Here is a 12,073-nt window from a genome sequence, read left to right as displayed (position 1 = left end):
CTGGCAGCAGCAGACCAACAGCGACCAACGCCAAGTCGACTGGCACTTCACCACCGACGACGCACGCGTGAAACTGCGCCACCTCTACCCAACATCACAGCAAAAATAAGCCGCAACAATCTACTAGGACCCGGAGGCCGACCGCCGTTCCGCGGCCACCAGCTCGAACGCCGTCCTCCCGTCCAGGGACTCGCGGATGATGTCTGCGTGCCCGGCGTGGCGGGCCGTCTCCCGGATCAGGTGCAGGCACAGCCAGCGCATCGACACCCGGCCCTCGGGCGGGAACCATGGCTGGTCGGGCAGGGCGAAGGTGTCGTCCAGGCTCGGCACGCCGTTGACGAAGGCCTCCGTCTCGGCGGCGACCTTCTCCCAGTACGCCAGCTGCGAGGCGAGCGTCTCGTCGCCGACCAGGCGGAAGCACTCGTCCCAGGTCGTCTCGTCCCGCTCCACCGCCGGGGCCTCGCCCCGGGCGCGCGCGACCCAGGCCTGCTCGACCTCGGCCACGTGCTTGACCAGTCCGGCCAGGGACAGGGCACTGGCGCTGGGCCGGGAGGACGCCTGCTCGTCGGTCAGCCCGAGCACGGACCTCCGGATGCCGCCGCGCTGTTCGGCCAGGAAGCTCAGCAGTGCGCCGCGCTCGTCGCCGTGCTCCTCCGCCGGAACGTGAGTGACCATGATCAGCCGCCTTTCGCCGGGATGCGCCGAAGGAACCTCCTCCGACCGACATCCACGACGCTACGGGCCAATGAGGTCAGATCCTGTCCGCATGGACGGGCGAGGAGCACGCGTCTCAGAACGGGAAGGCGCTCCGACCGCGCTGAACCGAGATCCACTTCAGGGTGGTGAAGGCGTCGAGCACGGACCGACCGCCCAGACGCCCCTTGTCGGAGCACTCCTCGCCGCCGAACGGGACGAGGGGCTCGTCGTGGATGGTGCCGTCGTTCACGTGGAACATGCCGGCCTCGATGCGGCGGGCGAAGGCCACGCCCCGCTCGACGTCGGCGGTGTGGACGGCGCCGCTGAGTCCGCTGGGCGTGTCGTTGAGGACACGGACGGCCTCCTCCTCGCCGTCGAAGGGGACGAGGAGCGCCACCGGGCCGAGGATCTCCCGGTGCAGCAGGGAGGAGTCGGCGGGGACGTCGGTCACGACGCTCGGGCCGACGAGGTTGTCCGCGGCCCGCCCGCGGACGAGGACCGTGGCGCCCTCGGCCTCGGCCTGCTCGACGGTCGCGGAGATCGAGCCGGCCTGGAGGGAGTTGAGGACCGGGCCGATCACCGTCCGCGGGTCGCGCGGGTCACCGGTTCTCAGGGTGCGCACCTTGGCGACGTACTTCTCGGTGAACTCCGCGGCGACCGCGCGGTCCACCAGGACACGGTGGGCGGCCATGCAGATCTGGCCCTGGTCGGCGTAGCGGCTGAAGACGGCGGCGTCGACGGCGTAGTCCAGGTCGGCGTCGTCGAGGACGACGAGTGCGCTGTTGCCGCCGAGTTCGAGGACGGCGCGCTTGAGCTGCCCGGCGCAGACCGTGGCGACGTGGCGGCCGACCTTGTCGGAGCCGGTGAAGGAGATCACGCCGGGGACCGGGTGCTCGATGAAGGCGTCGCCGATCTCCGCGATGTCGGTGAGCACGACGTTGAGCAGTCCGGGCGGCAGCCCCGCGTCCTCGAACAGCCGGGCGATCAGGGTGCCGCCGGTGACCGGCGTGTCCTGGTGCGGCTTGAGCACGACGGCGTTGCCGAGGGCGAGGGCCGCCGCGACCGGCTTGATCGACAGCAGGAAGGGGAAGTTGAACGGGCTGATGACACCGACGACTCCGACGGGCACCCGGTGGAGGCGGTGCTCCTTCCCGGCCGTCCGCGCCGGCACGACACAGGCCTCGGCGCTGAGGGTGAGCCGGGCGGCGTCCCGCAGGAACTCCTTGACCAGGCCGATCTCGAAGGCGGCCCTGGGGCGGGTACCGCCGAGTTCCTCGGCGATCAGCGCGGCGATCTCGTCCTCGCGCTCGTCCACCAGCCGCAGCGCGGTCTCGAAGACCGCCTGCCGGTCGGGCGGGTCTGCCGCGGCCCAGGCCCGCTGGGCGCGCGCGGCGGCGCGGTACGCCTGATCGACCTCGTCGACCGTGGCTATCGGGATCGAGGCCAGCTTCTCGCCGTCGTAGGGATTGAAGTCGATGATGTCCCAGCTGCCGGTTCCGGGGCGCCACTCACCGTCGATGTACTGCTGGGCCAGGTCGGTGAAGCAGGACGACGACATGTGATCCCTCAATCCGTCCGATCAGCCTGATCACCTGTCATCGTACTGACGTTTCACCCGAGTTGAAGGTACACCGGCAGGTCCGGCGGAGGTGTGCCCCGCCCGCCGCCCTACGACAGCTGGAGCAGCCCGCGCAGCAGGTCCCGGCTCTCGGCCGGACCGGGGCTGTCCTGCTGGAGTTCCTTCAGGGCGTGCTCGTACTGCAGGACGTCCTCGCGCTTGTCCAGGTAGAGGGCGCTGGTGAGCTGCTCCAGGAAGACCACGTCCGACAGGTCGGACTCGGGGAAGCTGAGGATGGTGAAGGCACCGGACTCGCCCGAGTGGCCGCCGAAGCTGAACGGCATGACCTGCAGGCGGACATTGGGCCGCTCGGACATGTCGATCAGGTGCTGCAGCTGCTCGCGCATCACCGCGCGGTCGCCGTAGGGGCGGCGCAGGGCGGCTTCGTCCAGGACGATGTGGAACTCGGGGGAGTTCTCGGCGACGAGGTACTTCTGCCGCTCCAGCCGCAGCGCGACGCGCTTCTCGACGTCCGCCTCGCCGGCGCCCTTCATGCCACGCCGGACCACCGCGCGGGCGTACGACTCGGTCTGCAGCAGGCCGTGCACGAACTGCACCTCGTAGACGCGGATCAGGGAGGCGGCGCCCTCCAGACCCACATAGGTGGGAAACCAGTTGGGCAGCACGTCGGAGTAACTGTGCCACCAGCCCGCGACATTGGCCTCACGGGCAAGGGCGACGAGTGCGTTGCGCTCCGCCTCGTCCGTGATGCCGTACAGCGTCAGCAGGTCCTCCACGTCCCTCGTCTTGAAGCTCACCCGGCCCAGCTCCATCCGGCTGATCTTCGACTCGGAGGCGCGGATGGAGTACCCCGCCGCCTCGCGGGTGATCCCGCGCGCCTCACGCAGTCGCCTGAGTTGCGAGCCGAGCAGCATGCGTCGCACCACCGATCCGGGCTCTCCCGCGCTCACGTTCGCCTGCCTCCCCAACCGTCTTCAGGGGCCGAAGTCTGCCACTAAAACACTTCGAGCAGTACTCGTCCGATTACAGAGAAGCAAAGAAGGAGAACCGTCCGTTCTGCATCGAGCCTGGGTCGGGCACGGAAGTGACGCCGGGAAGGCGGGAGTTGAGCGAGAAGGTGGCGGAAAAAATGGCCAAGAAGCGGTACGGGCGGGTCCAATTCGGTCACGTGCACGTGCATCTGCCCTTGCATCTGTTGTGCGCATCCGAAACCATGGTCCCGCGCAACCGCTGCATCGCAACGACCGCGAATTCCCGGGAGTGCCTCGCATGGGGACGAATGGATCGACCATGCTCGAGCCCTTACGGCAGGGCCTTCCTCCGCTGGATCCCGCAGCCGTGTCCGACGCCGCCTCCTGCGCCCTCCCCGCCCGCTACGAAGCGGTGCGCGACGCGCGGCACTTCACCCGCAAGACCCTGGACCAGTGGGAGCTCGGGGACCACTTCGACGACGTGTGCCTGGTCGTCTCGGAGCTGGTCACCAACGCCCTGCGACACGCGGTCCCGGCAGTCTCCGTGTGCGCGCCCGAACCGCAGCAGCCCGTGCGGCTGCACCTGATGCGGTGGACGGAGCGCCTGGTGTGCGCCGTGCGCGACCCCAGCAAGGAGTCGCCCGTCGCACGGGAGGCCGACGACTTCTCCGCGGAGTCCGGCAGAGGACTCTTCCTCGTCGATTCCTTCAGCGACGGCTGGGGCTGGCACCCGCTCGCCGGCACCCTGGGCGGCAAGGTCGTCTGGGCGATGTTCCGGCTGCGAGCCGACTCCCAATGAGAATCCGCAGCGCTCACCCGCGCTGCGGATCTACGCGCGTCACCGAACGTTGTGCGACGAATGCCCTGCGTTGCCCGGCGACGGCGAGGCGGCATCCGGCGACGATCACGGAGAGGAAGGGGATCGGCGCCCCATCAGCCCGCGATGAGGTGGTCGAACTCGCCGTCCTTGATGCCGAGCAGCATCGCCTCGATCTCCGCGCGGGTGTAGACGAGCGCCGGGCCGTCGGGGAACCGCGAGTTCCGCACGGCCACGTCACCGCCCGGCAGTCGGGCGAACTCCACGCACGATCCTTGGGAGTTGCTGTGTCTGCTCTTCTGCCAGGCCGCCCCGTGCAGCTGCGTGGCGGCGATGCCGTTGTACACGCCGGACGCGTCGTGGGCGTCGTACACGTGGTGATCCACAGGTCGCTCCCCGGTGGTGCACTGGCTGATGAGGCCATTGATGCAGTGGTCAACTGAGCCGGATCATAGTCCTGTTCACGTGCAGATGCATGGGCAGATGCACGTGCACACGGGGTGTTCCTCCGGTTACAGCTTTGACGGACGCTTTACCGAAGCCGTTCCAGCGCCTGCCCCCGGTCGGGCGGGACATGCGTGCTCCGGCATCCGTACACGACCTGACCGGCCATCGCGCGCCACCGGTCCGTCCGGCTCGAATCCCGCGTGCACCAGTAAGAGACGCACACCGCGGCCCTCGTGTTCCAGCGTTCGGGTGATCGTCCGGTCCGCCCGGTTGGCCGGATCGGCCTCGGCCCGGCGGAGGAACGGCATCCGCTCGACGTCGTAGGCGAGGACCTCCACGTCGACGACACCACAGACGTGGCAGCCGGGCCACGGGACGGAGGGCATCCGGTACGGGTGGCCGACCCGCACGCACAAGCCACCCGAGCCCGGCATCGGCCACCGCGCGGGCAACTCCGGCTCGGTCGGGGGCCGTCGGATGCCGAAGGGAGGGAAGGAGGGGGAAGAGACAGCGAGGGGGAAGGAAGGAGGGGGATCTTCCGGTTTCCCTCCGGCCCCGTCCCTCCGTCCGGCGGCGTTCCGGAGTCCCGCGGGTCGTCCGGTGTTCCGGCGGAAACCTGGACGACGGCCCTGCGGCGGCTGGTAGCTTGCTGCGGTCCTCCGGCCGTCCCCGATGCGGCCGATCGGCCACGACTCGGGAGCCCCCGTGACCTCGGTGCCCTCATCGCGTCCGCACCACCGCGCGTCGCCCGGCGCGTCCCCGTGGCGACCGCGGAGCACGACCGCCTTCGCCCTGACCGCCGCGCTGACCGGCGCCCTTCTGCTGTCGGCGTGCAGCGACGGCGACGGCACGGACGACAAGGCGTCGGCGGCTCCCGCCCCCACGGCGACCCCGACCGCGGGCGCCGGCGGCGGAACGGGAACGGCGAGCACATCGGCCGGCGACCTGGAGGGGAACTGGCTCGCCGGCACGGGCGGCAAGGCCGTGGTGCTGGTCGTCCACGGCACGGAGGCCGGCGTGTTCACCACCGGCGGCACCGTGTGCAGCGGCACCGCCGGAGCGGAGTCGGGAACGCAGACCATCCACCTGAAATGCACCGACGGCAGCAAGGACCGGGCGTCCGGCACGGTCGCCTCCGTCGACGGAGGCACGCTGAGGATCACCTGGCAGGGCGCCCTCGGCACAGAGACCTACACCCGCTCCGAGGGCGGCACACTGCCGTCGGGGCTGCCCACGGCGAACCTCGGGTCGTAGAGCTCCGGATCCGGGGCCGGGGGCACGCCTCTCGGCCCGCAGGGTTCCCGGCGACCGGCACACTCCCACGCACCGAGACACACGCCTCAGGCCCGAGCACACCGCTCGGGCCGAGACGCCCCGCCCGGACGGCAGCCGACCGGGGCCACGACGGCGACAGCGGCCATCCCTGTGACGGTGACGGCGGTTTGTGGCCGTGACAGCGGTTTGTGGCCGTGCCAGCGGCTGCGGCTGCGGCTGCGCTGCGGCACGACCGTGGCCACGGCCTGCCGCGGAGTGACACGCCGACCGGGCCCTGCGTATCGCACGCTCCGTGCCCGACCGTGGGTACCGTCCCGGTCGCCATCTCATCCAGGTCGTCCTGGCCGTCCGGGATGTTCAGGTGCTCCGGGCCGCCCGGTTCATCCAGGCCGCCCAGCGCACCGATTGCTCAGGAGAGCCGAGGGCGGGCTCCGACCTGCGCCCGGTCCGCGGCTTCGGAGCCCTCGGCCCATCCGGCCGAGTCGCTGACGCCGCGCAGGCGGGTGGTGACCGTCTCCGGGAACATCCGGTCCGCCTCGGCCGTGACGGCGACCTCGCGGGAGGCGAGGACCGGCAGCAGGTCGGCGCCGGCGCCGCTGTCGGCGACCGCTTCCTCCGCCGCGGCGGACAGCCGGGTGCCGATGCGGTGGGCGTAGGCGGCGAGGAAGGACTGACGGAAGGCTTTGGTCCGCTTGCGCCCGCCGCGGCGCTGGGCCGCCTCCGCCGCGGCCAGCGCGGTCTGCGCCTGCACCAGGAGCGAGGTGTGCAGCAGCTCGACCGCCTCCAGGTCCGCCTCGAAACCGACGACCGTGGAGAAGCCGAGCGGCTCGTTCCACACCGCGCGGCAGTGATTGGCGCGGGCGACCGCGTCCAGCAGGACCGCCTTGGACTGCTCGTACGGCGGCTCGACGCCGATCCGGCAGGCGCCGGGCGCGTCGGGGTCGGCGTCCCGTGCGGCGAGCAGCGCCTCGTCGACGCTGTGCCGGGCCATCAGCTCCTGCGCCTTCGCGGTCAGCGCCTCCGCCTCCTCCGGGTACGCGGTCGCCTCGGCCTTGGCGAGCAGCGCGCGGATACGGGTGAGCATGCGGGATTCCGAGGCGTGCGTCCGCGGCCCTGAGCGCCGGTGCGGTTCGTCGAGCTGCTCCAGCGCGGGCAGGCGCAGCAGCAGGCGGTACAGCTCCAGCACGGCGGTGGCGTGCGCGAAACGGTCCGAGCGGGGCGGGTCCTCTGCGGGCAGCCCGTCGAGCTGCACGGCCCATCGCGGCCCGCGCGGCCGGTCGTCGGGCACCTGGGCCCGGATCAGCGCCGCGGCGAGGCGCACGTGCCCGTCGTCCAGCTCGCGCCGCACGATGCGGACGACATCGGCGGGTTGCCAGCCCCGCCGCCAGGCACCCGCGACGAACTCCCGTCCCCGCCGGGCGACTTCACCGTCGGCCGCGGGATCGGCGGCGAGGAGGGACGCACCGGTGTCCAGGGCGGCGTCCCCGGTGTCGTACAGGGCGGCCGAGAAGGCTCGGTCGACGGTGTCGGTCGGTGTGTCGGTGCTGCTCACCCGTCGATCGTGACACGAGCCGCCGACGACCGGGTCCCCCGCCCCCGCGCCGGCGCCCCTCCACGCGCGCGTGCCGCCGCGAGACGAACGGCCGATGCGCGACCCCGGCACGGCACGAGCCGGAACGGCGGGACGGACCCCTTCACGCCGTCGAGACCCGCGCCTCAGGACGGCGACCACATGTCAACCAAGAGTTGACACCTCTCCTCGCGTCAACTTACGGTTGACACATGTCGACGAACCCGACCGCCATGTCATCCGTACGTCTCGACGAACTCATCACAGCCATCAAGAAGGTCCACGAAGAACCCCTCGACCAGCTCCAGGACGCGATGATCGCGGCGGAGCACCTCGGCGAGGTGGCCGACCACCTGATCGGCCACTTCGTCGATCAGGCCCGCCGCTCGGGGGCCTCCTGGAGCGACATCGGCAGGAGCATGGGTGTCACCCGGCAGGCGGCGCAGAAGCGGTTCGTGCCCAAGGAGTCCGGCCTCGACCTGAGCCAGGGCTTCAGCCGGTACACGCCTCGCGCGCGCAACGTCGTCATGGCCGCCCACAGCAGCGCCCAGCAGGCCCACAGCGCCGAGGGCGCCCCCGCCCACCTGGTTCTCGGGCTGCTGGCGGAGCCGGAGGGCCTCGCGGCGAAGGCGATCACCGACCAGGGCGTCACGGCCGACACCCTGCGCGAGGCGGCGACGGCCGCTCTGCCGCCGGCCGTCGAAGGGGCCCCGGAACTGGTCCCCTACGGCTCCGACGCCAAGAAGGTCCTGGAACTCACCTTCCGGGAGGCCCTGCGCCTGGGCCACGGCTACGTCGGCACCGAGCACATCCTGCTGGCCCTGCTGGAGTTCGAGAACGGCGACGGCGTCCTCAGCGGCCTCGGCCTCGACAAGGCCCGCACCGAGGCCTTCGTCGCGCGGATCCTGGCGTCGCTCACGGGCGGGACCGAGCTGCAGGACCCGCAGTGACCGCAGGGGCGCCACGGCCGAGGAACCCGCACGATCGGAACAACCCTCGCGACCGACACGGCCGCGTGATCGGAGGAGTCCCGGCCGAAGAGGCCGCGTGACCGACGAAACCGCAGGTCGGATCGCATTGTCAGACCCGGCTGCCAGACTCCTCCCATGACCGGCCGCTGGGCGCTCGCCCCGGCCGAGGGCGGCGGCGTGGAGATCGCCCCCCTCGGCCCGGACGGGCTGCCCGACGGTCCGGTGTGCCGGGAGGAGGACCTGGCGGGAGCCGTGCGCAGCAGGCCGCACGTGTCCCGCTGGATCTGGCGCTCGACGGCCGAGGTGTATCCGCAGCTGCTCGCCACGGGGGTGCGAGTGGCGCGGTGCTACGACGTCGAGGCCGCCGAGGCCCTCCTCCTCGGTCACGAGGGGCGGTACGGGGAGCCCCGCTCGGCCGCGGCGGCCCTGGCCCGGCTGCACGGAGGCCCCGTACCGCCCGACCCGCCCCAGCGCACGGCCGAACCGGGCGCCCAGTCCTCCCTGTTCGAACCGCGGGGAGTCCACCTGCCGCTGACGGACCTGATGGAGGTCTACGCCGAGCAGCAGCGGCGGCACGGGCGAGCCGAGCACCCCGACCGGATGCGGCTGCTGACCGCCGCCGAGTCGGCGGGGATGCTGGTGGCCGCCGAGCTGAACCACACGGGACTGCCGTGGCGTGCCGACGTCCACCGCGACGTGCTGCACGACCTGCTCGGCGAGCGGTACGCGGGCGGCGGCGAGCCGCGCCGGCTGGCCGAACTGGCCGACGAGGTGTCGGCCGCCTTCGGGCGCCGGGTCCGCCCCGATCTGCCCGCCGACGTGGTCAAGGCCTTCGCCCGGGCCGGTATCAAGGTCAGGTCGACACGCCGCTGGGAGATCGAGTCCGTCGACCATCCGGCCGTGAAACCGCTGCTGGAGTACAAGAAGCTGTACCGCATCTGGGTGGCGCACGGCTGGGCCTGGCTGCAGGACTGGGTCCGCGACGGCCGGTTCCGCCCGGAGTTCCAGGCGGGCGGCACCGTCACGGGCCGCTGGGTGACCAACGGCGGCGGCGCCCTGCAGATCCCCCGCGTCATCCGGCGCGCGGTGGTCGCCGACCCGGGCTGGCGCCTCGTCGTCGCCGACGCCGACCAGATGGAACCGCGCGTCCTCGCGGCCGTCTCCCGCGACCCCGGCCTGATGGAGGTGGCCGGTCGCGAGACCGACCTGTACCAGTCGGTCTCGGACCGGGCCTTCGCCGGCGACCGCGCCCAGGCCAAGCTGGCGGTGCTCGGCGCGGTCTACGGCCAGACCTCCGGCGACGGGCTGAAGAACCTCGCCGCACTGCGCCGCCGTTTCCCGAAGGCGGTGGCCTACGTCGACGACGCCGCGCGAGCCGGGGAGGAGGGGCGCCTCGTGCGCACATGGCTGGGCCGAACCTGCCCACCGGCGGCCGGAGCGCGGCAGGACGCGACGGAGGAGGCGGGCATCCCGGTGCCGGAGGAGGAGCGCGGCGGTGACGCGTGGGTGCCCGGCTACGCCTCCACCGACGCCCGCGCGCGTGGCCGCTTCGCCCGCAACTTCGTCGTCCAGGGCAGCGCCGCCGACTGGGCCCTGCTGCTGCTCGCCGCGCTGCGGCAGCGGTGCGAGGGCATGGCCGCCGAACTGGTCTTCTTCCAGCACGACGAGGTGATCGTGCACTGCCCGCAGGAGGAGGCCGACGTGGTCGTCGCGGCGATCCGGGAAGCGGCGGAGCTGGCCGGGCGGCTGACGTTCGGTGAGACGCCGGTGCGCTTCCCGTTCACGACGGCGGTGGTGGAGTGCTACGGGGACGCCAAGTGAGCTGACCAGCAGCGCGGTTCGGCGCTTCACCGGGGACGGACGCCGTCGTACGACAGGCCGGCCCCGTCCGGTCGAGGGGGCGGATCCGTCCGGGCGGCCGAGGCGGACCCGGGCGGGCGACCGGGACGGACGCAGGGGGCGACCGGGACGGACACCGCCGGACGTGGGGGCGGGCGTTTCCGGACGCCGCGAGGCGGGTGCGGGCAGACGACCGACGGACGCGGTCAGATGACGGGCGGGCGCCCCAGGCGGGTGAGCCGCCACACCGTGCGCCAGCGCATGGGCCGACGCTCGCCGGCGGACACGCGCATGCCCTCCAGAAAGCCGCCGAACCAGGCCCGCAGCCCACCGAACGACCGGATCCGCAGCAAGGTGACGGCGGTCCACACGGCCAGGTGGACCGGGATCAGCAACAGCGGCAGCCGGCGCCGGACCAGCCATACGCGGTTGCGGGCGTTGACGCGGTAGTAGATGGCGTGCCGGGCGGGAGACGTCTTCGGGTGCTGCAGGAGCAGTTCCGGCGCATAGAGGATCTTCCAGTCGGCGTCGGCCGCCCGCCACGCCAGGTCGGTCTCCTCGTGCGCGAAGAAGAACCGGGCGGGCCAGTCGCCGATCTCGTCCAGCATCGCCATGCGGAAGGCGTGCCCGCCGCCGAGGAAGCCGGTGACGTAACCACCGTCCATGGGGTCGGCGTTGCCGGCGCGCGGCACGTGCCGGCGCTGCGTCTCACCGTTCTCGTCGGCGATGCGGAAGCCGACGATGCCGAGCCGCGGGTCCGCCGCGAACAGGTCCCGTACGCGACGCAGCACGTCGGGGTCGACGAGCAGCCCGTCGTCGTCCAGTTCCACCACGACGTCGACGTCGCCGAGTTCGCGGAGCCGCGCCAGAGCGACGTTGCGGCCTCCGGGGCAGCCGAGGTTCTCGTCGGTCTCGACCACGGTGACCTCACCGGGGAGCGCGAGCCGCCCTGCGAAGTCGGGCAGTCGGCAGCCGTTGCCCACGATCACGATGCGGGTCGGCGGAACGTCCTGCTTGGCCACGGACTCCAGCAGGGCGTCGACCTCCGCGGGACGGTTGCCCATGGTCACCACGGCGACCGCGATCCTCGGCTCCACCATGTCCCTCACCAACCCCATCCGGCCACCGGCCACGACGCGTCCCTGCCGCACGCCGCCCGTCGTTCACGAAGATGTTGCCTCAAGGGCGAGGGTTGTCCTGACGCCGATTCACTTTGCCTCCTGTTTGCGGTGATTTTCCGTACGCCCACCCGAGACCGCCCCATCACACCGTGCGCCGGGCCCGCCGCTCCGCGGGCCGGCTCCATCGCTCCGTGGGCCCTGCCCCACCGCGTCGTCCGCCCGCAGGGACCGTCCGGGTCGCATCGCACTGTGCCGGAGCCGTGCCGCTGCCAGGCGCAGCCGCCCACCACGCGTCAGACGTACGGACCGTCGGCACACCGAAATACACCGGGCTCCGGGCTCCGGGCTCCGGGCTCCGGGCTCCGGGCTCACGGTACGTCAGGCGTCCGCGCCCGCCGCACGCGAGGGTTCCGGGCCTGCCGTGTCCGACGGGCCCGCCCCGCGCCCGATCAGGCGCAGGGTCACGGCTGCGGCGAGGCCCGCCATCAGGCCGAAGGTCAGGGCGGCGGGAACGTTGCCCCCGAGACCGGAGGCGAGGTGGACGAGTCCCCAGCCCCGCCCCGTCCGTGGCCATCCGCAGCAGCTGCTCTGGACGGAGACCTACGCCTACGACGTGATGGGCAACGTGGTACGGGCTTCAGCGCCCGGCCACAGCCCTTCCAGCGAACGTGAGTTCGAGGGTTCTCTGATCCGTCGCGCGGGGCGTGCAACGTACGAGCACGACACGCAGGGCCGCCGGGTTCGTAGGACGGTCAGGCTCCTCAACGGACAGACGCGCACCTGGACG

The 12,073-nt window shown here is 72.1% G+C and carries 10 protein-coding genes; 4 read left to right on the top strand and 6 right to left on the bottom strand.

Annotated features, from left to right (window positions below; genetic code table 11):
• Positions 1-123 precede the first annotated feature (123 nt).
• The 3 genes from JS756_RS32675 to JS756_RS32665 form a co-directional block, all read right to left on the bottom strand.
• On the bottom strand, positions 124-675 hold the full coding sequence (locus JS756_RS32675; RefSeq protein ID WP_205386885.1) for a DinB family protein: 552 nt from the start codon (positions 673-675) through the stop codon (positions 124-126).
• Positions 676-790: 115 nt separating this feature from the next.
• On the bottom strand, positions 791-2,254 hold the full coding sequence (locus tag JS756_RS32670) for an aldehyde dehydrogenase family protein (RefSeq protein ID WP_205386884.1): 1,464 nt from the start codon (positions 2,252-2,254) through the stop codon (positions 791-793).
• A 110-nt stretch (positions 2,255-2,364) separates the two neighbouring features.
• Positions 2,365-3,201 carry a Sco1979 family transcriptional regulator gene (locus tag JS756_RS32665; RefSeq protein ID WP_498063054.1) on the bottom strand — a complete coding sequence of 279 codons (837 nt, stop codon included), beginning with the start codon at positions 3,199-3,201 and terminating at the stop codon, positions 2,365-2,367.
• Positions 3,202-3,565: 364 nt separating this feature from the next.
• Here JS756_RS32665 and JS756_RS32660 point away from each other — a divergent pair, with 364 nt between their 5' ends.
• Positions 3,566-4,045, top strand: a complete 480-nt coding sequence (locus JS756_RS32660) for an ATP-binding protein (protein ID WP_240204708.1) — start codon at positions 3,566-3,568, stop codon at positions 4,043-4,045.
• 134 nt (positions 4,046-4,179) lie between these two features.
• On the opposite strand, the gene JS756_RS32655 is transcribed toward JS756_RS32660, so the two are convergent.
• Positions 4,180-4,449: a DUF397 domain-containing protein gene (locus tag JS756_RS32655; RefSeq protein WP_205386882.1), complete on the bottom strand. Its 270-nt coding sequence runs from the start codon at positions 4,447-4,449 to the stop codon at positions 4,180-4,182.
• A gap of 766 nt (positions 4,450-5,215) precedes the next feature.
• On the opposite strand from JS756_RS32655, the gene JS756_RS32650 reads away from it, so the two are divergent.
• Positions 5,216-5,764, top strand: coding sequence for a hypothetical protein (locus JS756_RS32650; RefSeq protein WP_307791313.1), 549 nt, complete (start codon positions 5,216-5,218; stop codon positions 5,762-5,764).
• Positions 5,765-6,194: 430 nt separating this feature from the next.
• On the opposite strand, the gene JS756_RS32645 is transcribed toward JS756_RS32650, so the two are convergent.
• Complete coding sequence (locus JS756_RS32645) at positions 6,195-7,337, bottom strand: DUF2786 domain-containing protein (RefSeq protein ID WP_205386881.1); 1,143 nt, start codon at positions 7,335-7,337, stop codon at positions 6,195-6,197.
• Positions 7,338-7,567: 230 nt separating this feature from the next.
• Here JS756_RS32645 and JS756_RS32640 point away from each other — a divergent pair, with 230 nt between their 5' ends.
• The gene (locus JS756_RS32640) at positions 7,568-8,305 is read left to right on the top strand and encodes a Clp protease N-terminal domain-containing protein (RefSeq protein WP_205386880.1); all 738 of its coding nucleotides are present in this window, start codon (positions 7,568-7,570) and stop codon (positions 8,303-8,305) included.
• 156 nt (positions 8,306-8,461) lie between these two features.
• A complete protein-coding gene (locus tag JS756_RS32635; protein ID WP_205386879.1) occupies positions 8,462-10,147 on the top strand; it encodes a bifunctional 3'-5' exonuclease/DNA polymerase in 1,686 nt (561 codons plus the stop codon).
• Between the two features lie 224 nt (positions 10,148-10,371).
• On the opposite strand, the gene JS756_RS32630 is transcribed toward JS756_RS32635, so the two are convergent.
• Positions 10,372-11,265: a glycosyltransferase family 2 protein gene (locus JS756_RS32630; RefSeq protein WP_205386878.1), complete on the bottom strand. Its 894-nt coding sequence runs from the start codon at positions 11,263-11,265 to the stop codon at positions 10,372-10,374.
• Between the last annotated feature and the right edge of the window lie 808 nt (positions 11,266-12,073).

The organism is Streptomyces actuosus (assembly GCF_016921115.1).
GTDB lineage: Bacteria > Actinomycetota > Actinomycetes > Streptomycetales > Streptomycetaceae > Streptomyces > Streptomyces actuosus_A.
The sequence above is the reverse complement of the archived record's forward strand: the minus strand, read 5'-3'. Positions and strand labels throughout refer to the sequence as shown.